This window comes from Streptomyces sp. NPDC031132, assembly GCF_055570595.1.
Window position 1 is genome coordinate 291,324 of record NZ_JBVIGX010000005.1, and the last position, 22,415, is coordinate 313,738.

The 22,415-nt window shown below is 73.7% G+C and carries 18 protein-coding genes; 8 read left to right on the top strand and 10 right to left on the bottom strand.

Annotated elements, in window-relative coordinates; translation table 11 throughout:
* Positions 1–284: 284 nt before the first annotated feature.
* Together ACZ49B_RS10770 and ACZ49B_RS10775 are read left to right on the top strand one after the other, a co-directional pair.
* Positions 285–755, top strand: a complete 471-nt coding sequence (locus ACZ49B_RS10770) for a hypothetical protein (RefSeq protein WP_468303147.1) — start codon at positions 285–287, stop codon at positions 753–755.
* A gap of 126 nt (positions 756–881) precedes the next feature.
* On the top strand, positions 882–1,535 hold the full coding sequence (locus tag ACZ49B_RS10775) for an NAD(P)-dependent oxidoreductase (RefSeq protein WP_468303150.1): 654 nt from the start codon (positions 882–884) through the stop codon (positions 1,533–1,535).
* Here the strand turns inward: ACZ49B_RS10775 and ACZ49B_RS10780 are convergent.
* Positions 1,529–2,500, bottom strand: coding sequence for a helix-turn-helix transcriptional regulator (locus ACZ49B_RS10780; protein WP_468303153.1), 972 nt, complete (start codon positions 2,498–2,500; stop codon positions 1,529–1,531). The genes ACZ49B_RS10775 and ACZ49B_RS10780 overlap by 7 nt on opposite strands.
* A gap of 101 nt (positions 2,501–2,601) precedes the next feature.
* Here ACZ49B_RS10780 and ACZ49B_RS10785 point away from each other — a divergent pair, with 101 nt between their 5' ends.
* The 5 genes from ACZ49B_RS10785 (at position 2,602) to ACZ49B_RS10805 (ending at position 10,962) form a co-directional block, all read left to right on the top strand.
* Positions 2,602–3,216, top strand: a complete 615-nt coding sequence (locus ACZ49B_RS10785) for a TIGR03086 family metal-binding protein (protein ID WP_468303156.1) — start codon at positions 2,602–2,604, stop codon at positions 3,214–3,216.
* A 96-nt stretch (positions 3,217–3,312) separates the two neighbouring features.
* Entirely contained in the window at positions 3,313–5,136 is a 1,824-nt protein-coding gene (locus ACZ49B_RS10790; protein WP_468303407.1) for an RNA ligase family protein, read from the top strand.
* Positions 5,136–8,033, top strand: coding sequence for a poly(A) polymerase (locus tag ACZ49B_RS10795; protein ID WP_468303158.1), 2,898 nt, complete (start codon positions 5,136–5,138; stop codon positions 8,031–8,033). The genes ACZ49B_RS10790 and ACZ49B_RS10795 overlap by 1 nt, the downstream gene beginning before the upstream one ends.
* Before the next feature lie 328 nt (positions 8,034–8,361).
* Entirely contained in the window at positions 8,362–10,518 is a 2,157-nt protein-coding gene (locus ACZ49B_RS10800; protein ID WP_468303160.1) for a discoidin domain-containing protein, read from the top strand.
* Between the two features lie 237 nt (positions 10,519–10,755).
* On the top strand, positions 10,756–10,962 hold the full coding sequence (locus ACZ49B_RS10805) for a hypothetical protein (protein ID WP_468303162.1): 207 nt from the start codon (positions 10,756–10,758) through the stop codon (positions 10,960–10,962).
* A 7-nt stretch (positions 10,963–10,969) separates the two neighbouring features.
* Here the strand turns inward: ACZ49B_RS10805 and ACZ49B_RS10810 are convergent, their stop codons facing one another.
* From ACZ49B_RS10810 to ACZ49B_RS10830, 5 genes are all read right to left on the bottom strand, one after another.
* Positions 10,970–11,887 (bottom strand): NADP-dependent oxidoreductase, encoded by a 918-nt coding sequence (locus tag ACZ49B_RS10810; RefSeq protein WP_468303410.1) that lies wholly within the window; start codon positions 11,885–11,887, stop codon positions 10,970–10,972.
* A 147-nt stretch (positions 11,888–12,034) separates the two neighbouring features.
* Complete coding sequence (locus ACZ49B_RS10815) at positions 12,035–13,372, bottom strand: GH1 family beta-glucosidase (protein ID WP_468303413.1); 1,338 nt, start codon at positions 13,370–13,372, stop codon at positions 12,035–12,037.
* An 82-nt stretch (positions 13,373–13,454) separates the two neighbouring features.
* Positions 13,455–14,321 carry a carbohydrate ABC transporter permease gene (locus tag ACZ49B_RS10820; protein WP_468303165.1) on the bottom strand — a complete coding sequence of 289 codons (867 nt, stop codon included), beginning with the start codon at positions 14,319–14,321 and terminating at the stop codon, positions 13,455–13,457.
* The gene (locus ACZ49B_RS10825; RefSeq protein WP_468303416.1) at positions 14,314–15,243 is read right to left on the bottom strand and encodes a carbohydrate ABC transporter permease; all 930 of its coding nucleotides are present in this window, start codon (positions 15,241–15,243) and stop codon (positions 14,314–14,316) included. The genes ACZ49B_RS10820 and ACZ49B_RS10825 overlap by 8 nt, the downstream gene beginning before the upstream one ends.
* A gap of 64 nt (positions 15,244–15,307) precedes the next feature.
* A complete protein-coding gene (locus tag ACZ49B_RS10830) occupies positions 15,308–16,627 on the bottom strand; it encodes an ABC transporter substrate-binding protein (protein WP_468303167.1) in 1,320 nt (439 codons plus the stop codon).
* Positions 16,628–16,822: 195 nt separating this feature from the next.
* On the opposite strand from ACZ49B_RS10830, the gene ACZ49B_RS10835 reads away from it, so the two are divergent.
* Entirely contained in the window at positions 16,823–18,133 is a 1,311-nt protein-coding gene (locus ACZ49B_RS10835; RefSeq protein WP_468303169.1) for an ROK family transcriptional regulator, read from the top strand.
* A 128-nt stretch (positions 18,134–18,261) separates the two neighbouring features.
* Here the strand turns inward: ACZ49B_RS10835 and ACZ49B_RS10840 are convergent, their stop codons facing one another.
* The 4 genes from ACZ49B_RS10840 to ACZ49B_RS10855 form a co-directional block, all read right to left on the bottom strand.
* The gene (locus ACZ49B_RS10840; RefSeq protein WP_468303172.1) at positions 18,262–18,852 is read right to left on the bottom strand and encodes an HD domain-containing protein; all 591 of its coding nucleotides are present in this window, start codon (positions 18,850–18,852) and stop codon (positions 18,262–18,264) included.
* Between the two features lie 38 nt (positions 18,853–18,890).
* Positions 18,891–19,967, bottom strand: a complete 1,077-nt coding sequence (locus ACZ49B_RS10845; RefSeq protein WP_468303175.1) for an RNA ligase (ATP) — start codon at positions 19,965–19,967, stop codon at positions 18,891–18,893.
* A gap of 108 nt (positions 19,968–20,075) precedes the next feature.
* A complete protein-coding gene (locus ACZ49B_RS10850; RefSeq protein ID WP_468303178.1) occupies positions 20,076–20,813 on the bottom strand; it encodes a peptidoglycan-binding domain-containing protein in 738 nt (245 codons plus the stop codon).
* 268 nt (positions 20,814–21,081) lie between these two features.
* Positions 21,082–22,344 carry an MFS transporter gene (locus ACZ49B_RS10855; RefSeq protein ID WP_468303181.1) on the bottom strand — a complete coding sequence of 421 codons (1,263 nt, stop codon included), beginning with the start codon at positions 22,342–22,344 and terminating at the stop codon, positions 21,082–21,084.
* Positions 22,345–22,415: the final 71 nt, after the last annotated feature.

Genomic DNA, 22,415 nt, shown 5'->3' on the forward strand with positions numbered 1-22,415 from the left:
GGTACGTTCGCGTCGCGGACTGGCGGCCTGAAAACCGCCGGTCCGACCACGTCACCGGGCCGACGCCGAGGGTGGACACAGCCGTGCACTGCGCTTCCCGTACCGACCCGGGTACGGGCAACGGCACGGCCAACAGGGCCGCCACCGCACGGCGGTGGAGCGCACCGGCCGTCGCGGGATGGCCGCGCAGGGCCGCCGGGCGGTGTGGCCGGGCCCGCGCAGGGCCCACTCGTGTGGGTGACGGTGCGTAGGTTCCACCGCCTGTCGTACGGCAGGGTGGACGGATGCAGTTACGCCGGGTGGCTCTGCCCCTGCCCTTGATCCTCGCCGCCCTGGCGCTGACCGCCGGGTGCGTGACCGTACGGCCGGACGGACCGGCGGAACCGGCCCTGCCGGCTCCGCCGGTGGACCGGACCACGGCCCGGGAAACGGCGGTCGACGCCCTGCCCTTGGGCCGGCTCCCGGCGGCGGAGCCCCCGCCGGCCTCGCCGGCGGCCGAGCCCGATGCGGAGCCCGAGCCGGAGCCGCCCGCCGCGCAGCCCGAGGAGCACCGGCCGCCGCAGCACCGGACCGGCGGTCGCGCGGCTGCCCGGCCGGCGCGGCCCGAGCGCGCCGCCCCGGCGCCCAAGCCCCGCAAGCGGCCGCCCGTACGGCCGAAGCCCCGGCCCGCGCAGCCTCGCACGTACGACATGGCACCCCTGTGCGAGGCGGCGAAGGGCACGGTGTCCCCGTCGATCGTCGCCCTGTGCGGCTGAGCAGTCCGTTCCGGATCATCCGAGTAGCCCCGGCCCGGCTGCCGGATGTCGGCGGGCCGGTTCGCTTGGATGGGCGGCGCGGGTCCGACCGGAGGCCCGTAACGCCTCCATTCCCAGGGAGTCGCCATGGCGAAGATCGCCCTGTTCGGCGCGACCGGCACCATCGGAGCCCTAGTGCTGCGCGAAGCACTCGGTCGCGGCCACGAGGTCACGGCGGTCGTACGCGACCCCGCGAAGCTCGCGGATTCCGGCGCCGAAGTGCTGCACGGCGACGTCCTCGACCCGCACTCCGTCGCCGAGGCGGCCGCCGGCCGGGACGTGGTCGTCAGCGCGGTCGGCCCCGGGTCCGGGGATCCGGGCGTGCTCGTCACCGCCGCCAAGTCCCTGATCGGCGGCGTCTGCACGCTCGGCCCGGAGACCCCGCGGCCCCGTGTGATCGTCGTGGGCGGGGCGGGCTCGCTGCGCACCCCCGAGGGCCCGCTGGTCTGGGACGCCCCAGGCCTCCCGGAGCCGGTCCGCGCGCTCATGCACGCCCACGGGGAGGCGCTGGACTTCCTGCGCACCGTGCCCGTGGAGGAAGTGCGCTGGAGCTGCCTGAGCCCCGCCGCGCAGATCGGGCCGGGTGAGCGCACGGGCACCTACCGGCTGGCCCTCGACGATCTGATCGTGGACGAGGACGACCTCAGCAGCCACATCTCCGTCGAGGACTACGCGGTGGCGCTGGTCGACGAGATCGAGCGCGACGCGCATCCGGGCCGGCGGTTCACCATCGGCTACTGAACGGGTGGCACGCCCTGGACGTCCCCCGCGTACGTCGCCGTGAGCTCGGCGCCGATCCGGGCCAGCCACTGCCGTACCTCCGGCGGGTCCAGGACCTCGACCCCCGCCCCCAGACCGGCCAGGTGGCCGGCCAGCGCCTTGGGGGCCGGGCCGTCGACCCAGACCTCGGTCCAGCCGTCGGGCAGAGGGCCGCCGACGCGAACCCGGCCGCCGAGGAACCGTTGCAGCAGGGCCAGCGTGTCGGGATGGACGCGGGCCCGCGCGGTCACCGCGTACATGCCGTCCTGGAAGGCCCCGGACAGCTCCCGCCAGGCCGTGGCCAGGTCGAAGCCGGGCGGCCGGACAACGGGTTCGCCGGTCGGCTCGACGGAACGGACCCGGCTGAGCCGGAAGGTGCGCAGGCCCTTCTCCGTACCGGCGACGAGGTAGTCGACGCCCGCCTTGGCGACGAGCCCGAGGGGGTCGACCGTACGCTCGCCGGCCGGTTTGCCGACGCCCGCGTACCCGAGGCGGACGCGGATCCCGTCCACGACGGCGCCCTGGAGCGCGGAGCGGTGGACGGCATCGGCGGTGACGGCGTTGCGGGACCAGTCCGTGGCGTCGACGACTCCGGCGCGGGTGGCGGCCTCGGCTTCCGCCCGCAGGGTGGACGGCAGGGCCCGGACCAGCTTGCGCAGGGTGGTGCGCAGTTCGGGGGTGGCCGTCAGGGGCCCGGTGACGAGGAACAGTGCCCGGATCTCGTCGGCGGTCAGGCCGGTGAGGTTGGTCCGCGCGCCGCCGACGAGGGACCAGCCGCCGCCGCGGCCCCGCTGCGAGTAGACGGGGATGCCGGATGCGGCCAGGGCCTCCAGATCGCGACGCGCGGTGCGCTGGGACACCTCCAGTTCGGCGGCCACCTCGGGGACGGTGACGCGGCCGCGCTCCTGGAGGAACAGCAGGGTGGCCACCAGTCGGTCGGCTCTCATGTCCCTCTTCCCTGCCTGCGCTCCGGGCGTTTTCGTCGGTCCGTTCATTCTCCTCGGGAAACTGGCCAGAAGGTGGCCAGTTCAGCTTCCAGGATGAACACATGACCGAGATCACTCAGCTCACCGAGACCCCGTCCGCCTCCGTCGCCTTCGACCCGCGACTCGACCTCGCCGCCGCCGTCGAGCTGGCGGGCCGCACCCTTGCCGCAGTCCGGCCCGACCAGTACGACGCCCCCACCCCGTGCGACGAGTTCGACGTCCGACGGCTCTCGAGCCACCTCGTCGCCGTCGTCCGCCGGATCGCGGTGATCGGGCGCGGTGAGGACCCGTTCAGCGTCCCGTCCTTCGCCGACGAGCTCGCCGACGGCGCCTGGGCGGCGGCCTGGGAGCCGGGCGCCCGCGCGGTCGCCGAGGTGTGGGCCGACCCGGGCATCCTCGGCCGGGAGCTGCGCCTGCCGATCGGCGTCCTGCCGGGTGCGGCCGCCGCGGCCGTCTACACCCACGAACTCACCGTGCACACCTGGGACCTGGCCAGGGCGACCGGACAGCACCCGGAATGGGACGCTGCCCTGATCGAGCGGGTGATCGCCGTCGTACGCCGTGCGCTGCCGGCCGAAACCCGCGGCGGCCGGATCCCGTTCGCCGAGGTCGTGGCGGTGGAAGCCGGTGCCCCGGCCATCGACCGACTGGTGGCCTGGGCCGGGCGGCGGCCCTGACGCAGCGGGCGACCCCGCACGGGGGTTATTGATTGGATGCCCCGGCTCCGGATACCTAGAGTGACGACGCACCACGTCGTCGAGCAGGAGCCGGTCATGCGCACCCACTACCCCCGTACGCCGCATCTGCCCTGGTCCCCCGGGGCGGCGGCGGACGACGTGCGCGCCGCCGGGCTCGCGGGGCTGGCCGGGCGCGAGGTCGTCGTCACCGAGAAGCTCGACGGGGAGAACACCACCCTGTACGAGGACGGCCTGCACGCGCGCTCGCTCGACTCGGGCCACCACCCCTCGCGCGCCTGGGTCAAGGGCCTCCAGAGCCGGATCGGCGCCGGCATACCGGCCGGGTGGCGGGTGTGCGGGGAGAACCTGTACGCCCGCCACTCGATCCCCTACGAGGACCTGGACAGCTGGTTCTACGGCTTCTCGGTGTGGGACGGCGAGCACTGCCTGGACTGGGACCGGACCGTGCGCTTCCTGCACGGTCTCGGCGTGCCCACCCCGCGCGTGCTCTGGCGGGGCGTCTTCGACGAGCGCGTACTGCGCAAGCTGCGGCTCGACACCGCACGACAGGAGGGCTACGTCGTACGGACGGTGGCCGGCTTCGCGCGTGCGGACTTCGGGCGGTGCGTCGCCAAGTGGGTGCGCGGCGGCCATGTGCAGACCGACACGCACTGGATGTACGCGCAGGTGGTGCCGAACGGGCTCGGTCCGCAGGCTCCGCTGTGGGCGGTGCGCTCGGGCTCCGAGCCCGATGCGGCGCAGCTGGCGACCGCCGTCGGCCTGGATCCCGTACCCGATGCCGCACCCGATCCCGATGCCGCACCCGATCCCGTTGCCGCCGTCGCCCCGGTCGTCGCCGAGGTGGCGGGCCGGCTGGACGCGTCGGGCCGCACCGGTGAGGCCCGGCTGGCCGGCGTACTGGCCGCCGTACTGCACCGCACGCCGCGGGCCCGGATCGGGGCGCGGCTGGCGGCCGGGCCGCTCGGGATGCCGCTCGCCCGGCGGGTCGCCGACCTGGTCGGGCTGTACCCGTCGCTGCAGCGGCCGTTCCCGGACGAGGGGCGGCGGGCCGGGCTGGTCCGGATGGCCGTCGCCGCCGATCTCGGGGTGCTGCACGCGCTCGCCGGGGCGGCGGCGGGGGATGCCGGGGCGCGGGAGTGCGTGGAGTGGTCCGCGCTGTACGCCGAGGAGGCGGGGCTGCTCGGGCCCGATCCGCTGGGCCCGCTGCGCACCGGGCTGCGGGAGGCCCTCGGGGGGCTCGGCGCGGACGCGGCGGACCGGTGCTGGGCGGAGGCCCGGGAGGCGTTCGCGCGGGGTGGGATCTCCACCACCGAGGAGGCGGTGGCCGCGACGTGGCGGTGGCGCGACGGCGCCTTCCCGCGGCTGGTGCAGCTGTGCGGGCCGTCGGGCAGCGGGAAGAGCACGTACGCCCGGAACCTGCCGGGCGTGGCCGCGTACATCAGTCTCGACGATCTGCGCACCGCCCGGGGTTCCCGCGCCGACCAGCGGGCCAATGCGGACGTGCTGCGCGAGGGCCTGGACCGGCTGAACGCCGCGCTGGCGGCCGCGGCGGGCGCCGGCGGCACGGTGGTGTGGGACGCCACCTCCCTCACCGAGCAGCAGCGGGGTCTGGTGGGCGCGGTCGCGCAGCGCCGCGACGCGCTGGTCACCCAGGCCGTGGTGCTGGTCGAGGAGGAAGAGCTGGTCCGGCGCAACGCCGTGCGGCCCCATCCCGTACCGCCGCAGGTGCTGGCGACCCAGCTGCACCGGTTCGGCCCGCCGTACCCGGGTCATGGGCCGGGGCACCGCACCTGGTACGTCGGGGCGGGCGGGACCGTGGAGGACACGGCGGGAACCATCGGGGCGACGGCAGCGACGGCGACGGCGGCAGTTGCTGCGGCAGGGGGCGGGAACGGCTGATGCGTACCAGTGAGGAGCTCTACCACCAGGTCCGCTGGGACCCCCGGTTCGATCCGGCGCGCTTCGTGTTCGGGCTGCACCAGCGCGGCGCGCCGCCGAAGCGGATCCCGCTGCACTCCTTCGTGCCGGGCGGCGACATCCCCTGGCACCGGGTGCTGTTCGTCGAGGCGGACGGCGAGCTCGTCTGGGACCGGGCGAGCGGCTTGGACCGGATCGACGCCACCGAGGCCGGCCGGATCCGCGAACCACGGCTGCTGCGGGCCCCGTTCTTCACCGCCCGCACCCCGCACGCATGGGATCCGGCGGGCGGCGGGGCCTGGCGGCCGGCCGGCGTGGCTGCGTCGGTCGACCCGGGACCGCAGCAGGTGCGGCTGCTGACGTGGAACACCCTGTGGGACCGGTACGACGCCCCGCGCATCGACACCGCCCGGCGCAGGCCGATGCTGCTGGCCGACCTCGCGGCCGCCGACGCCGATGTGATCGCCCTCCAGGAGGTCGAACCCGCGCTGCTCGGCATGCTGCTGGCGGAGCCGTGGGTGCGGGCCGGATACACGGTGGGCACCGAGCCGCGCGGCAAGGACGTCGATGCCAGCGGGCTGCTGGTGCTGAGCCGGCTGCCCGTACGGGAGGCGGGGCTGCACCTGCTGGGGCCGCACAAGGCGGTCTCGGCAGTGACGGTGGACACCGCGAGCGGCCCCCTCGTCGTGGCCTGCGTGCACCTGACGAGCGATCACACGGAGAACGGCGCCGGGCGGCGCAGCATCGAACTGGCTCGGATCGCCGAGGGTTTGAACGGCATCGAGGCGGATGCCGTGCTGCTCGGCGACTTCAACGACGGCCGCTGCGGCCCGCAGGGGCCGGCGGCCGCACTCGGCATGCGGGACACCTGGAGCGAGGTGCACGGGGCCCGGGACGCCACGCCGACCTTCGATCCGGCGGCCAATCCGCTCGCCGCCGTGGGCACGCTGTCGGGACGGGCCGCCCGGCTGGACCGGGTCCTGCTGCGCTCGGCGGGGGCGCGGGTGCGGGAGGCCGTCCTGCGGGGCAACACCCCTGGTCCGGAAGGCCTGTTCATCTCCGACCACTTCGGGGTGGAGGCGGTGGTGGACTTCGCCGAGCGGGACGCCGGGCGCACGGTGGTCGACGTACGGGCGACCGCGCGGACGGCGGTGGCCTGGCTGCCGCCGTACATTCCGGCGGTCGAGGGGCTGCGCCGGGAGCACGATCCGGCGGTCCACCGCTGGCCGGCGCACGTGAACCTGCTGTTCGGCTTCGTACCGGAGTCCTCGTTCGAGGAGGCGTTGCCGCTGCTGGCCGAAGTGGCCGCGCAGACGCCGCCGTTCACGGCCCGCCTGGCCGGGGTGCACAGCTTCGGGCACCGCGAGGACGCCACGCTGTGGCTGGACCCGGCGGCGGCCGGCGACGCGCCGTGGCAGCAGCTGCGGCGGGCGCTCGCCGAGCGCTTCCCGGGGTGCCGCGGGCGCGACGGTTTCACCCCGCACCTGACGCTGGGGCGCAGCCGGGATCCGCAGCGGGCCCTGGCCGAGTTCGCGGCGCGACTCGGCGGATCCGGGACGGGGACGTCGGCCCGGGTCGGTGAGCTCGCGGTGCTGTCACGGCGCGGGGACGGGCCGATGCAGGTCAGGGCGACGGTGGACCTCGGCACCGGCAGCCGGCGGTGGGCGCAGGAACCGGAGCCCGGCCCGGAACAGGAACCGCAAGCACCGTCCGCACACGATGCGGAAGCCGAGTCCCTCACCGCGCGGATCGCGGCGGCGCTCGGCGACGGCGTGGTGCACCTCGCCGGATCCCGCCGCATGGGCTGCGCCCTGCACGGGGCCGACCTCGACCTGGTCGCGGCCCTGCCGGGCACGGTCGGGATCGCGGAGGTACGGGAGCGCGTCGCGACGGCCCTCCCGGAGGCCGAGGGGCTGCGGGAGGTGAAGGGCGCACGGGTGCCCGGGCTGCGGCTGCGTGCGGCCGGACTGGACGTGGACCTGGTGGTCGTCGCCACGGGCGCGGTGGACCCGGCGCAGGCGGTGGAACGCCGGGCGGAGCTCGGCGAGGCGGCCACGATCGCGCTGAGCGCGGTGAGCGACGCCGATGCGGTACGGGACTTCGCGGGCTCGGAGCGGCATGCGGCGTTCGCCCGGCTCGCGCGACAGGTGAAGGCGTGGGCCCGGGCCCACGGGCTGGACTCCGCGCCGTTCGGCGGGCTGCCGGGGGTGGCCTGGGCGGTACTGGCGGCGCGTACGGTGCGCGAGGCCGCCGACCTGTCCCCCGCGGGCCTGCTCCGGGAGTTCTTCGGAACCTGGGCGGCCTGGGATTGGCGCGACGCGATCGCCCTCACGCCCCTGACCCCGGACCCGCACGCGGACCCGCTTGTGCAACCGGACCCGCACCCGGACCCCGTCACCGTCCTCACCCCCTCCGCACCGGCCCGCAGCTGCACGACCCAGGTCGGCCCGGGGCTACGCGACCTGCTCGGCCGGGAGCTGTACCGGACGTGGGAACTCCTCGAGGCGGATACCCGCACCGGGGCCCTGCCCCCCGGGTCCCTGCCCCTCGGTACACCGCCGCTGCACCGCCGGCACGCGGCGTGGGCCGTGGTGACCGTACGGGCCGGTACGCCCCGGGAGTTCGAGGAGCACCTGGGCCGGGCGCGGGGCCGGATGCGCGCCCTGCTCGGTGCGCTGGCGGAGGCCGGTGTCCGGGACGTGCACGCCTGGCCGCGGCCCTTCGCGCTCTCCCCCGTGTCGGCCCGGTATGCGATCGGGCTCGGCGCGAGCCCGCCGGACGCGGCCGGTCTCGCCGTGGTCGCCGACCGCTGGTCCGCCGGCCTCACGGGCGCCGAGGTCACCTGGGCGGAGTGCGGGGCGGTCCCCCCGCTCGGGTGACGCGCCCGCCTCCCTGACGACAAGTAACGAACGCACGGCAGCACTCACCCTCCGGCCCGGGCCACTCTCCGAAGACGGCCGAGCTCTGTCCCGTCCCGGCGGACGTGGCGGGACAGAGAGGCCTGAAGTCTCAGTAGATTCCCGACACTTTTTTTCGTCAACACTTTTCACAAGGATTGAAGAAACTCCGAGTTCACAGGCCTCGGCGGCCATTGACACCCCCTCAAGCCTTCACTTCATGAACGCGGAAACCCTTGACGGCCCTCGTGGCGGGCAGTTCACTCACGCTTCGATCCCCACGGGGTCCACGACGTCAGGAGAGCCCCCCATGCCCCGCCTCTCGGACCATCCGCCGCGACTGACGGTCGCGGCTCTCGCCGCCGCGCTGGTCGCGGCCCTCCTCGTACTGCTGCCGGGTACCGCCGCCCAGGCCGCGCCCGTCCTCCTCTCCCAGGGCAGACCCGCCACCGCCTCCAGCCAGGAGAACGGCGGCACCCCCGCCTCCGCCGCCGTCGACGGCGACAACGCCACCCGCTGGTCGAGCCAGTTCGCGGACCCGCAGTGGATACAGGTCGACCTCGGCGCCCCCGCCCAGGTCAGCCAGGTGGTGCTGCGCTGGGAGGCCGCGTACGCGACGGCGTACCGGATCGAGCTGTCCGACGACGGCACGCACTGGAGCACCGCCTACTCCACGACCGCGGCCACCGGCGGGGTGCGGACCCACGACGTCACCGGAACCGCCCGCTTCGTCCGCGTACACGGCACGCAGCGCGCGACCCAGTGGGGCTACTCCCTCTACGAGTTCCAGGTCTTCGGAACCGCCGACGGAGGCCCCACCCTCCCCGGCGGCGGCGACCTCGGCCCCAACGTGATCGTCTTCGACCCGTCCACGCCGAACATCCAGGCCAGGCTCGACGAGGTGTTCCGGCAGCAGGAGTCGGCCCAGTTCGGCACCGGTCGCTACCAGTTCCTGTTCAAGCCGGGTACGTACAACGGCCTCAACGCCCAGATCGGCTTCTACACCTCCGTCTCGGGACTGGGCCTCAGCCCCGACGACACCACCATCAACGGTGACGTGACCGTCGACGCCGGCTGGTTCGGCGGCAACGCCACCCAGAACTTCTGGCGTTCGGCCGAGAACCTCGCGCTCAACCCCGTGAACGGCACCGACCGCTGGGCCGTCTCCCAGGCCGCGCCCTTCCGCCGCATGCACGTCAAGGGCGGCCTCAACCTCGCCCCCGACGGCTTCGGTTGGGCCTCCGGCGGCTACATCGCCGACTCGAAGATCGACGGCCAGATCGGCAACTACTCACAGCAGCAGTGGTACACGCGCGACAGTGCGATCGGCAGCTGGGGCAACGGCGTCTGGAACCAGGTCTTCTCCGGGGTCCAGGGCGCGCCCGCCCAGTCCTTCCCGAACCCGCCGTACACCACGCTCGACTCCACGCCCGTCTCCCGGGAGAAGCCCTTCCTCTACCTCGACGGGAGCGAGTACAAGGTCTTCGTCCCGGCCAAGCGGGTGAACGCCCGCGGCGCCTCTTGGGGCAACGGCGCGCCGCAGGGCACCTCGATCCCGCTGAGCCGCTTCTACGTGGTCAAGCCGGGCACCACCGCCGCGACGATGAACCAGGCGCTGGCCCAGGGCCTGCACCTGCTGTTCACGCCCGGCGTCTACCACGTCGACCAGACCGTCCGGGTGAACCGGGCGGACACGGTCGTCCTGGGCCTCGGCCTCGCGACGATCGTCCCGGACAACGGGGTGACGGCGATGAAGGTCGCCGACGTCGACGGGGTGAAGCTCGCCGGGTTCCTGATCGACGCCGGCCCGGTCAACTCGCCGAGCCTGCTGGAGGTCGGCCCGGCCGGCACGACCACGGACCACGGCGGCAACCCGACGACCGTGCAGGACGTGTTCGTCCGGGTCGGCGGCGCCGGCCCCGGCAAGGCCACCGTCGGCATGGTGATCAACAACCACGACACGATCGTCGACCACACCTGGATCTGGCGTGCCGACCACGGCGACGGGGTGGGTTGGGAGACCAACCGCGCCGACTACGGGTTCCGGGTGAACGGTGACGACGTCCTGGCCACCGGACTGTTCGTCGAGCACTTCAACAAGTACGACGTGGAGTGGAACGGCGAGCGCGGCCGCACGGTCTTCTTCCAGAACGAGAAGGCGTACGACGCCCCCAACCAGGCGGCGATCCAGAACGGCGCGATCAAGGGATATGCGGCGTACAAGGTGGCCGACTCGGTGACCACCCACGAGGGCTGGGGGCTGGGCAGCTACTGCTTCTACAACGTGGATCCGACGATCCGTCAGGACCACGGCTTCCAGGCGCCGGTGAAGCCGGGGGTGCGGTTCCACGACCTGCTCGTCGTCTCGCTCGGCGGCAAGGGCCAGTACGAGCACGTCATCAACACCACCGGCGCGCCGACCTCGGGTACGGCGACGACCCCGTCCACGGTCGTCTCCTTCCCCTGATCTGCCGAAGGCCCGGACGGTGGGGGGGGGGTCCTGGCCGCCCCGCACGCCGGCGCCGGGGGTGGCCGAGGCGCTGGAGGGGATCGGCACCCGGGCTTCCTCGCCCCGGAGCACCTGACGGGGGCTCCGATCACGTCGGCCGTCGACGCGTACGCGTTCGCGTTCGCGTTCGCGTTCGCGTTCGGGATGGTGCCGGGCCACGCGTGCGGGGCCGCGCCCTTCCCGACGGGAGCGGAAGTGGAGACGGCCCTGCAGCTCCTGCCCGCGGACCTGTCGGCGATCGTGTCGGCCTGTCTCTCCCCCGACCCGGCCGTCCGGCCGACCCCGGCGCAGATCCTGGCGCGCCTGGGCGGCGCGGAGGAGAAACCGGCCCGGGACCGGCTGCCCCCGGCCGTGCGGACGATGGTGAACCTGCACAACCTGCCGACCGTTGACTCGAACTGAGGGGGCCTCAGACCTCCAGGATGATCTTTCCGGCGGCGCGCCCGGTCTGGCTGAACTCGAAGGCCGCCGCCAGCTGCGAGAGCGGGAACGTCTTGGCGACGGTGACCGTGAGCTGCCCACTGTCGGCGAGCCGGGCCAGCTCGGCCAGGCCCTCGGCGTCGGGCCGGACCCACATCCACTGGCCGCCCTCACCGAGGACCGTGTGGTCGGCGATGGAGGCGTGCCGGCCGCCGTTCGCCAGGACCGCCTTGGTGACGTCGAGGACGCCGCCGACGAAGTCCGCGGCGACGGTGATCCCGTCGGGGGCGAGCGCGCGCACCCGGTCGACCAGCCCGTCCCCGTACTCGACGGGCTCGCAGCCGAGGTCGCGCAGCCGGTCGTGGTTGCGCGGGGAGGCGGTGCCGATGACCCGGGCGCCGAGTGCGCGGGCGATCTGCACGCCGAAGGACCCGACGCCGCCGGCGGCGCCGTGGATGAGGACGGTGTCGTCCTTGCCGGTGGCGAGCCGGGTGAGCAGCTGGTACGCGGTGAGTCCGGCCAGGGGCAGGCCCGCCGCCTCGTGCCAGCTGAGCGAGGCGGGCTTGGCCGCGGCGGCGCGGACGGGCACGCTGACGTACTCGGCGAACGTCCCTCCGTGCACGTAGTCCTTGCGGGCGTACGCCATGACCTCGTCGCCGACCGAGAACTCAGGTGTGTCGATGCCGACCCGCTCGACCGTGCCGGCGACGTCCCAGCCGGGGACGACGGGGTACACGACGTCCATCAGGGCGTCGAGCCCGCCCGACATGATCTTCCAGTCGACGGGGTTGACCGAGGCGCACTTGACCCGGACGAGGATCTCGCCCGGGGCGAGCTTGGGCATCGGCAGCCGGGTCTCGGAGAGCACCTCCGTCCCGCCGTACGTCTCGTACGCCATCGCCCGCATGGTGTCCTCGGACATCTACCCGACCTCTCCGTGAGCCGTCAGCCATGAGCCGTCGCTTCCCATCCCATCACGAAAGACCGGGCCCGCCCCGAGAAGCGGGGCGGGCCCGGCGCGGCGCGGGGACCCGTGGTCTCAGGACCTGCGGTCTCACAGGGCCCGGTGCGCGGCGATCACCTCGGCGTAGCGGCGGCCGCTGGTCTTGATCGTGCGGCGCTGGGTGGCGTAGTCGACGCGGACGAGGCCGAAGCGCTTGTCGTAGCCGTAGGCCCACTCGAAGTTGTCCAGCAGGGACCAGGCGTAGTACCCGGCCACCGGTGCGCCGCGGCGGGCGGCGCGGGCGCAGGCCGCCAGGTGCCCGGTCAGGTACGCGGCCCGCTCGGGGTCGTGGACGCTGCCGTCGGAGGCGACGGTGTCGTGGTACGAGGAACCGTTCTCGGTGACGTGGATGCGGCGGGCCCCGTACTCCTCGGTCAGCCGCATGAGCAGGGTCTCCAGGCCGCTCGCGTCGACCTCCCAGTCCATGCCGGTGCGCGGGACGCCGGGCCGGTCGATCTGTCGGGCGTACGGGGCGGGGCCGGCCGGGTCGTCGGTGACGGTCTGCGGGAAGTAGTAGTTCAGGCCGGTCCAGTCGAGCGGGGCGGCGATGGCCGCCGCGTCACCGGGGCGTTCGGGGAGGTCCACCGCGTAGACCTCGCGCATGTCGGCGGGGAAGCCACGGCCGTGGACGGGGTCGAGCCACCAGCGGTTGACGTGGCCGTCCATGCGCAGGGCCGCCGCCCGGTCGGCTTCGCCGTCGCCGGCGGGCTCGACGGTGGAGAGGTTGTTGACGATGCCGATCTGCGCGCCCGGGGCGGCGGCCCGTACGGCCTGGGTGGCGAGCCCGTGACCGAGCAGCAGGTGGTAGGAGGCGCGGACGGCGGCGGTCAGGTCGGTCCGGCCCGGGGCCATCCTGCCCTCCAGGTGGCCGATCCACGCCGAACACAGGGGCTCGTTGAGCGTGGCCCACTGGGTGACCCGGTCTCCGAGGCGGGCGGCGACGAGGTCGGCGTACGCGGCGAAGTGCTCGGCGGTCGCCCGCTCGGGCCAGCCCCCGCGGTCCTGGAGGGCCTGGGGCAGGTCCCAGTGGTAGAGGGTGACGGAGGGGGTGATCCCGGCCGCGAGCAGCCCGTCGACGAGCCGGTCGTAGAAGGCGAGGCCCTTCGGGTTTGCGGGGCCGTCTCCGCCGGGGACCACGCGTGGCCAGGCGACGGACATCCGGTAGGCGTTGGTGCCGAGCTCCCGCATCAGGGCGATGTCCTCGCGCCAGCGGTGGTAGTGGTCGCAGGCGGTGTCGCCGGTGTGGCCGCCGTCGACGGCGCCGGGGGTGTGGGAGAAGGTGTCCCAGATGGAGGGGGCGCGGCCGTCCTCGTCGACCGCTCCTTCGATCTGGTAGGCGGAGGTCGCGGTGCCCCAGGCGAAGTCGCGGGGCAGGGCGGCGAGGTCGATGCGGCCGGTCTCTGCGCCGGTGTCGGAACGGGCTTCGGAAAGGGCTTCGGAAAGGGTCACTTGACGGCTCCTGCCGAAAGGGTCATTTGACGGCTCCCGCCGTGAGGCCGGCCACCAGGTACCGCTGCAGCAGCAGGAATCCGGCGACGACGGGGATGCTGACGACGAGCGAGGCGGCCATGATCTGGTTCCAGTAGACGTCGTTCTGCGTGGAGTAGCCCTGCAGGCCGACGGCGAGGGTGCGGGTGGTGTCGTTCGTCATGACGGAGGCGAAGAGCACCTCTCCCCAGGCGGTCATGAAGGCGTACACGGCGACGGCGACGATGCCGGGGACGGCGGCCGGGACCACGACCCGCAAGAGCGCGCCGAGGGGGCCGCAGCCGTCGACGGTGGCCGCCTCGTCGAGGTCGCGGGGCACCGAGTCGAAGTAGCCGATGAGCATCCAGATGGAGAAGGGGAGGGAGAAGGTCAGGTACGTGAGGATCAGCTCGCCGCGGGAGCCGTAGAGGGCGATTCCGGTGGCGTTGCCGATGTTCACGAAGATCAGGAACAGCGGGAGGAGGAAGAGGATCCCGGGAAACATCTGGGTGGAGAGCACGGTGACGGTGAACAGGCGCTTGCCGCGGAAGCGGTGGCGGCTGACCGCGTAGGCCGCGAAGACGGCGATGACGACGGAGGCGGCGGTGGCCGCGCCCGCCACGATCAGGGAGTTCACGAAGTACCGGGCGAGCGGGACGGTGTGCCAGATGTCGATGTAGGGGCGGACGGTGAGCCCGGTGGGGATCCAGCGGAAGCGGCCCGCGACGTCCTCGAGGGGTTTGAGCGAGCTGGTGACCATCACGTAGACGGGCAGCAGGACGAAGCCGGTGAGCAGGGTGAGGAAGACGGCGCGGACCACCCGGAAGGAGGCGGGCGGGGCCAGCGGCGAGGTTCGGCGGCGGTCAGGCACGCTCGTTCCTCCGTCCGCGTGTCGTGGCGAGCAGGTAGCCGACCGTGACCAGCAGCAGGAAGAGCAGCAGGAGGACGGACATCGCCGATCCGGTGCCGAAGTTCCAGGTGACGAAGCTGGATTGGTAGATGTGGAGGGAGATCAGGTCGGCGGCCTCGGGGGCCGATCTGCCGAACAGCACGAACGGTGTGTTGAAGTCGTTGAAGGTCCACAGGAACAGCACCAGGATCAGCACCTGGTTGACCGCGCCGACCGAGGGCAGGGTGATCCGGCGGATCTGCTGCCAGATGCCGGCTCCGTCCAGCGCTGCGGCCTCGTACAGCTCCGCGGGGACGTTCTGCAGGGCGGCCATCACGATGAGGAAGGCGAACGGCCAGCCCTTCCAGACGGAGACGGTCAGCAGCGCCCAGAAGCTGTTGTCGCCCAGCAGCCAGAAGGTGTGCTCGGCGCCGCCGAGGCCGAGCTGGTCGTGGAGGACGTGGTTCACCAGGCCGTTGTCCCGCTGGAACATGAACGCCCAGGTGATGACGGCGGCGTACACGGGCAGGGCGTACGGGACGAGGAACAGGGCGCGCAGGACGCCGCGGCCGCGGAAGTTCTCCTGCATGAACACCGCCGCCGCGGTGCCCAGCAGCCAGCACAGGCCGACGGAGAGCAGGGTGAACAGGCAGGTGGTGAGGAAGGAGCGCAGGAGGGCCTCGCCGACGGGCCGGTTGACGTCGACGGCGAGTTCGTAGTTGGCCAGCCCCGTCCAGGGGGCCCGGGACCAGTCGCGGATGAAGAACTGGGTGAGCTGCCGGAAGCTCATCAGGATGCCCATCACCATGGGGACGAGGTGGATGAGCAGTTCGAGGAGCAGGGCGGGCAGGAGCAGGAGGTAGGGCAGCGCGCTGCGGCGCAGGCGGGCGGTCTTGGGGCTCATGCGGCTCTCGCTGCGTATGCGGCTCGTGTGGCTCGTGTCGCTCGTGGCGCTCATCGGGCGGGGCTCAGCTCGCCATCTGCTGTTGGGCCTTGGTGAGTTTGGCCTTGACCGACTCGGTGGTGACGGGTCGGCCCGCTGCCGCGTCGGCGAAGAGTTCCTTGACGGCGGTGCCGACGGCGGTCTCGAACTGGGACTCCTGCGGGACCTGCGGGAGCGGGGCGGCGCTGGTGCCGAGGGTGGTGCGGAGCACGGTGAGGTCCTCGGTGGCGAACGCGGGATCGCTCTGGGCGGCCTTGACCGGCGGGATGGAGCCGTACGTCTTGTTGAGGATCTTCTGTTCCTCGTCGCTGGTCATGAACTTCACGAACTTGAGGGAGCCGTCGGTGTTGTCGGTGTTCTTGAAGACGGCCAGGTTGATGCCGGCGACCATCGAGTTTGTGTTGCGGCCGCCGCCGGGCACGCCGCCGGCCGGCACCGGTACGGGGGCGACGCCCCAGTCGCCGTCCTTCATGCCGTGGCTCTTGAAGGAGGAGGCGGCGCTCTGCCACAGGACCATCGCGGTCTTGCCGCTCGCGAAGTCCTGGAGGGACTGGTTCTGTGCGTACTCGGCGTTGCCCGGCGCGATGATCTTGTCCTTGGCCATCAGGTCGACGTACTGCTTGACGGCGTCGACGGCGCCCGGGGAGTCGAAGGTGGGGGCGCCGGCCGCGTCGAAGAAGTCCGCGCCGTGCTGCTTGGCGAGGACGAAGGCCTGGTGGATGTTGTTCGCGAGGTTGCCCCCTTCGGCGCCGAGCGCCCACTTGCCGTCCTTGGACAGGCTCCGGCCGATCGTGACCATCTCGTCCCAGGTGGCCGGGGGCTTCGCTATGCCCGCCTCCTGGAACATCTTCTTGTTGTAGTAGAGCGCGTACGACATCGAGTAGAGCGGGACGGCGGCCGGGTCCTGGCCGGCGGCGCCCGCCGAGCCGATGGCCGACTCCACGAAGCGGTCCCTGCCGCCGATCGCCTCGAAGTTCTTCGCGTCCCACGGGAGCAGGGCTCCGGTGGCCTGGAGGGAGGCGGACCAGGTGTTGCCGATGTTGAGGACGTCGGGGCCCTGGCCGGAGGCGGTGGCGGCGAGGATCCGGTTGAGCAGGTCGGACCAGGGGACGACTTCGAGCTTGACCTTGATGCCGGTCTGCTCCTCGAACTTCTTCAGCTCCGGGGCAAGGGCCGCCTGGTCCGCCGCGAGGTCGGGGCCCTGGTTGGAGGCCCAGTAGGTGAGCTCCTTGGGGGCGGTGTTGGAGCCGCCGCCGTTGTCCGCGGTGCCGCCGCCGCAGGCGGTGGCCGTGGCGGCGAGCAGGCAGGTGGTGACGGCGGCAGCGGCGGCTCGGGTTCTGCGCATGGCGGATCGGCCCCTTTCGGCAGGGTCGGGGGAAGGCCGGCGGATGGTCTCGGCTCGGGCGCTTCGAGGGCGCCCACGGCGTCAAGGCCTTAATTCAGGACGTGAGTTAAGCCTCGTGAAAGGGTCGCGTCAAGGGGTCCCGCACGGGTATGTTGCGAGCGACGACAGGGCGGACGGCAGGACGGAAGGAGCCAGATGACCACAGGGCGTGGCGGCCGTACGGTGCGGGACCTGCGGCGCGGCAACCGCAGCGCCGTGCTCCAGCGGCTGTACTTCGGCGGGCCGATGAGCCGGCAGGAACTCGGGCCCGCAACCGGGCTGAGCTCCGGTTCCGTCAGCAACGTGGTCGGCGAACTCGTCGCGGACGGACTCCTGGAGGAGGCCGGCATCGTCGACTCGGACGGCGGCCGGCCCCGCACGCTGCTGCGGGTGGCTCCCGGCAGCGCCCACATGATCGGGGTCGACGTCGGCGAAACCCGGGTGCGCGTCGAGCTGTTCGACCTGGCCCTCACCGAACTGGCCCGGGCCGAGCTCCCGTTGCAGCCGCGCGGCTGCTACGACGTCGGCCCGATCGTGGACCACGTCCGGACCGGGATCGCCGCCGTCCTCGCCGAGGCGGGGGTCGGGACCGAGCGGCTGCTGGGCGTGGGCGTCGGCGTCCCCGGCATCGTGGACCGCGAGGCGCCGGGCGGAGCGGTCGTGCACGGGCAGACCATCGGCTGGGACGCGGTGCCGCTGGAGGCGCTGCTGCGCGCCACCGGGGCCCTGCCGGACGAGGTGCCGTACATCATCGACAACGGCGCGCGCACGCTCGGCCAGGCGGAGATGTGGTTCGGGGCGGGGCGCGGGGCCCGGGAGGCCGTCGTGGTCCTGTTCGGCTCGGGCGTGGGCGCCAGCCTGATCACGGACGGCTCACCCGACGGGGGCACGACGGAGGGCACCCCGCTGGAGTGGGGTCACCTCACGGTGTCGGTACGGGGGCGGCGCTGCCGGTGCGGGGCGCTGGGCTGCCTCGAGGCGTACACGGGGGCCGAGTCCCTGCTGGCGCGCTGGGCGGAGCGGGGCGGGGGCGCCGGCGACGCGCTGGACGAGGAGGAGGCCCTGTCGGCCCTGCTGGCGGCGGCGGTCGCGGCGGATCCGGTGGCCGTGGAGGTCCTGGAGGAGACCGCGGAGTACCTCGGCGCGGGCCTGTCGGACGTCGTCAACCTGTTCCGGCCGGAGCGCATCCTGATCGGCGGCTGGGCGGGCCTGCTGCTGGGCCCGCACATCCTGCCCGCCGTACGGGAGCACGCGACCCGGTACTCCCTGCGCCATCCCGCCGACCGCGTCACCATCGACCTGGGCTCGCTGGGCCCGGATGCGGTCACGGTCGGGGCGGCGACCCTCCCGCTGTCGGCCTTCTTCGCCACGGGCGGCCGCCGCACGCCCCCGAAGCCGCGGACGGAACCGCCGGGCTGGCGCACGGCCCTCGAGATCCGCGGCACACCGGCGGCCGACCGGGGCTGAGCCAGACGGCGTGGCGCGCGCGACCGGGTCCACGTGCTCGGCGGGGGTGGGCCCCGGCCCTCCGCTCCCGCTCGACGCAACCCGAAGCCGCGCATCACCGCCGCCTCCGGCGTGAGCGGCCAGACAGGTCAGACCGGAAAGGCGGCCTGGAAGGCCAGCCGCCGGTCGGCGCCGTCGGCGATCCGGCCGAGCAACTCGTCCAGATCGAGGAACACAGCCCACGGCTCGGTGCCCGCGGCCTCCGCGATCCGGCCGACCAGGAGGTCCTCCAGTTCGGGCACGCGCTTGCCCTTCCACACCTTGTCGGCGGTGCTCACCAGCAGCTCCTCGACGCTGATGCCGGGCGCCGCCCAGGCGGCATGGGTGGCGGCGAAGCGCGCCTGGTCCTCGGTGAACCCGTGCGCGAGGAGCAGTTCCCGCCCGGCGGCCTCGTGCGCGGAGCCGGGCCCGCTGAGCTCGGCGGTGTGCACGGCCTTGCCCACGTCGTGCGTGGCCGCACCGAACAGCACGGCTTCGCGGGCGAAGGGCAGGCCCGGGCAGTACGCCGCCAGCCAGTCGGCGAGTTGGCCCGCCACGTCGTGCACGAGCCGCAGATGCGCCGCCAGCCGGGGTGGCGCGGCCAGCGCGCGCAGCAACGCCGCCACGCCGGGCGGCAACGCGCGCAGCGGCCGGTCCGCGGGGGTGTCGAGGGCACGGGAGAGCTCGTCCGGTTCGGGCATCGGGCCAGGTTAACCGGGCCCTGCTGCACGCGCCGGGGTCACTCGTACTCCGTGCCTCCCTTGCGGGTCAGGTAGGCCGGGCTGACCGCCTTGGCGATGGCGCGGCCGCCGACCACCGGGCTGTAGCGTTCCGTCGCCGGGCGGATCACGACGCCCTCGCGCAGGTGCGCGGCCCGGCCGGACACCGTCTCCCGGCCGGTGGCCAGCTCCAGCACCGTGTCGAGCTCGTACGGGCCCTCGAACAGCCGTGGTACGAGGGGCAGTTCGCCGTCCGCGAGCAGCTCGTGCGCATCCAGCCAGTGCACCTGCCCGTCGATCTCGGCGGACACGTCGAAGACGGCGTACCCCGGCCCCGTGGCGGCCGTGCGCGCGTCGGTCCCGTACGCGAGGTCCTGGACGCCCGCGCCGTACACCTCGCCGAAGACGCCGATCCGGGTCGCGCCCAGCCGGGCGGCCAGCTTCGCCGCGACCTCGGCGACGCCGTGACCCCGTACGGCCCGCCAGTAGAGGTTGCGGTCCTCCTCCTTGAGCGCCAGCCCCTTGGACCCGAAGCCCTTGGAGGAGACCAGCACCCGGCCGCCCTCGACGACGTACGTCAACAGGCAGGCCGTGCCGTGCAGTTTCTCGGTGAGGACGACCGGCTCGCCGGGCTCGAAGAGGTGCGGGTAGCGCTGGAGGTTCTCGATGTCCACCCAGGGCAGCAGTTCGGGCGCGGCCTCCACGTCGCCGTTCATGGTCGTCGGGACGGGCGGCGCCCATTTCGTGATCCCGAGCAGCTCGGCGAAGTCCGTACCCTCGTCGGCCGCCCGCGCCAGGTCCACGTCGGCCAGCGCGCGCGGCCGGCACACCAGACCCTGCGAGAGCTCGCCGCGCAGCCGCACCGCCTTGACCCGGTCGGCGGAGCCGCCGGCGAGGCGGCCGGTCAGGCCGAGCTCCTCGATCAGCTCGGCGGGCAGCACGGCCTGTTCGGGTATGTAGACGGCGAACTCACCGGTGCGGTAGGCGCCCTTGGCGACGACGGCGCGGTAGAGGCCCACCTGGGCCAGCTCCAGCGCGTCGGCGTTCGGATGCTCGTGGACGGTCAGTTCTTCGGCGGTGACTCGCAGGGTCGACATGTGCGCAACTCCTCGGATGTGACGACGGAGTCCACTCTGCGGCCCGGCATTTTTGCTGGTCCAGCCGATATTGCGGTGCTAGCCTGACCCGCCCGCCGCCCCGGCGGCTCAGCCCCCGAAGGCCGCCCGGGTGGCCGGGCCGTAGACGCCCGGCTGGTCTCCCTTGATGTCCCGGTCGCGCTGGAGCTGGGCGACCCCACGCTTGGTCTGGCTGTCGTAGACGCCGTTGACGTCCACGTACGTGAACCCCTGCGCGTAGAGCCGCTCCTGCAGGGCGCTCACCTCGGGCCCGCGGTCGCCCATCCGCAGCGTCCCGGAAGGCCCCGCCGACTGCTGCCCGGCCGAGGCGCTCGGCGGGGGCGTCGTCTTCGGCGTCCGGCTCGTCGAGGGACCGGCCGACGCCGATGCGGCCGCCGGGGGCGCGGAGGCTCGTACGGACCCCGTGGGCGAGGGGTCGTCCCCTGCGCCGGGGCTGCGCGCCGGGAGCATCGGAACGGACAACTCCGGCGGCGTCACGGCCCGCTCGGGCCGCGGATCGGGGCCGCTCAGCAGGAGCACCAGCCCGCCGGCCGCCCCGAGGGCGAGCAGGGCGAGGACCGCCAGCGGGAGCGGGCTGCCGCGGTCCCGCCGGGCGGCGCGGGCATCGGCAGCGCCGGCGGCCTCGGCCGCCCGCTCGGGGTCGTCCCCGCGCCGCCCCTCGGGCGCGTGGAAGGAGACGGGAACGGGTCCGGTGTGCGGCCAGGCGGGCGTCGTCGCCCGGTACGGCCGCTCGGAGGGGGCGACGTACGGGGGTACGAGCCGGCGGTCCTCGGAGAGGGTTCCGCTCTCATCGGGATGGTGGGACACGGTTGTCTCCCGGCATGGGTGGGGACCGGCGCGGCGGTGCGGTGTCGGCCCCCACCCGGCCGGTCAGGCCCTGCGCCGCCGCGCGACCAGGACCCTGCCCGTAGGGGGTGTCTTGCCGATCGGGCCGGGCTCGCGGATCGGTGTGAACATGTGAGACGTCTCCGAAGTGCAGCTCATGCGGTGGTTCTTGAGTGCTTGATCGGCGCACTCTTTCCTCCCGGGATGGCCCGGGTCAAGCCGGCTGTCCGAACTGCCCCATCCGTCCGGTCTACCCGTCGGCCGCGGTAGCCCTCGGCATCCGGACCGTCACGGTGAGGCTGACCGTGACCGCGGCGACGAGCATCAGCGCGGCCCCGGTGAGCGGGGCCGCCGCGGCGCCGATCCCGTCGACCGCGAACCCGCCCGCCAGGGCGCCCGCCGCGATGGCCAGGTTGAACATGGCCACCATCAGCGAGGTGGCGGCCTCGGCCGCGCCCGGCGCCGCCTTGATCATCCAGCTCTGCAGGCTCACGGAGACACCCCCGTACGCGAGCCCCCAGGCGAGCAGCAGCGCAGTCCCGGCGGCCGCTCCCGGCAGGCTGGCGATCAGCCCGAGGACCACGGTCAGCGCGGTGCTGATCACGAGGACCGCACGGTACGCATCGCGCGCCCCGGCCAGGAAGTTGCCCGCGACGCCGGCCACCCCGTAGCCGAGGAGCAGGGTGCTCACGTACGCGGCGTCGATGCCGGACACGTCCTGCAGGACGGGCCGTACGAAGGTGTAGGCGGCGAACTGCCCGGTCACCACCAGGAAGGTGACGATCACCCCGGCCCGGACCCCGCGGTTCCCGCGCAGCAGGGCGGGGAGTTCGCGGAAGGTGACGTCCCGGGTCGGCGGCAGCGGGGGCAGCAGCAGGAGCAGCGCGGCCAGCGCGAGGAGGCCGAGGACGCCGACCGCGCCGAAGGCGGCCCGCCAGCCGCCGAGTTCGCCGAGCAGCGTGCCGGCGGGTACGCCGAGCACGGATGCGGTGGGGACGCCGCCGAAGACGAGCGCGGTCGCCCGCCCGACGTGGCGCTCCGGGACGAGCCGTACGGCGAGTCCGCCCGCCAGCGCCCAGAAGCCGCCGACGCCGACCCCGACGAGCAGGCGCGCGGCCAGCAGCACGGCGAAGCCCGGGGCGAGGGCGGCGGCGAGGTTGGCGGCCGCCATCAGGGCGATCAGCACGCACAGCACGAGCCGCCGGTCGAGCCGGCCGGCGCCGACGGTGACGAGCGGGGCGCAGAGTCCGGCGACGAGCCCGGGCACGGTCACCATCAGCCCGGCGGTGCCGTCGGAGACCCCGAGGGCGTCCCCGACGGGGGTGAGCAGGCCGACGGGCAGCAGTTCGGAGGTGATCAGGCAGAAGATCGCGAGCGCCACGGCGAGGACGGCCGCCCAGCCCTTCCAGGGCGCGGGGTGCGAGGTGGGTGGGGGCGGGGATGGGGATGGGGATGGGGGCGGGGGCGGGTCGGGAGTCGGTGCGGGGTCGCCGGGCGCGTCGGCTGCGGTCATGGATCGGTACTCCGTACGGTCCGTCGGGATGTGAGGGCAGGCAGCACGGCGCACCCGGGGGTCGCGCCTCC

Coding starts and splice junctions, on each gene's coding strand:
- ACZ49B_RS10845 (WP_468303175.1), bottom strand. CDS start 19,967: ATGTCGACCCTGCGAGTCACCGCCGAAGAACTGACCGTCCACGAGCAT.
- ACZ49B_RS10840 (WP_468303172.1), bottom strand. CDS start 18,852: ATGCCCGAACCGGACGAGCTCTCCCGTGCCCTCGACACCCCCGCGGAC.
- ACZ49B_RS10855 (WP_468303181.1), bottom strand. CDS start 22,344: ATGACCGCAGCCGACGCGCCCGGCGACCCCGCACCGACTCCCGACCCG.
- ACZ49B_RS10770 (WP_468303147.1), top strand. CDS start 285: ATGCAGTTACGCCGGGTGGCTCTGCCCCTGCCCTTGATCCTCGCCGCC.
- ACZ49B_RS10800 (WP_468303160.1), top strand. CDS start 8,362: ATGCCCCGCCTCTCGGACCATCCGCCGCGACTGACGGTCGCGGCTCTC.
- ACZ49B_RS10775 (WP_468303150.1), top strand. CDS start 882: ATGGCGAAGATCGCCCTGTTCGGCGCGACCGGCACCATCGGAGCCCTA.
- ACZ49B_RS10830 (WP_468303167.1), bottom strand. CDS start 16,627: ATGCGCAGAACCCGAGCCGCCGCTGCCGCCGTCACCACCTGCCTGCTC.
- ACZ49B_RS10810 (WP_468303410.1), bottom strand. CDS start 11,887: ATGCGGGCGATGGCGTACGAGACGTACGGCGGGACGGAGGTGCTCTCC.
- ACZ49B_RS10835 (WP_468303169.1), top strand. CDS start 16,823: ATGACCACAGGGCGTGGCGGCCGTACGGTGCGGGACCTGCGGCGCGGC.
- ACZ49B_RS10790 (WP_468303407.1), top strand. CDS start 3,313: ATGCGCACCCACTACCCCCGTACGCCGCATCTGCCCTGGTCCCCCGGG.
- ACZ49B_RS10825 (WP_468303416.1), bottom strand. CDS start 15,243: ATGAGCCCCAAGACCGCCCGCCTGCGCCGCAGCGCGCTGCCCTACCTC.
- ACZ49B_RS10785 (WP_468303156.1), top strand. CDS start 2,602: ATGACCGAGATCACTCAGCTCACCGAGACCCCGTCCGCCTCCGTCGCC.
- ACZ49B_RS10780 (WP_468303153.1), bottom strand. CDS start 2,500: ATGAGAGCCGACCGACTGGTGGCCACCCTGCTGTTCCTCCAGGAGCGC.
- ACZ49B_RS10795 (WP_468303158.1), top strand. CDS start 5,136: ATGCGTACCAGTGAGGAGCTCTACCACCAGGTCCGCTGGGACCCCCGG.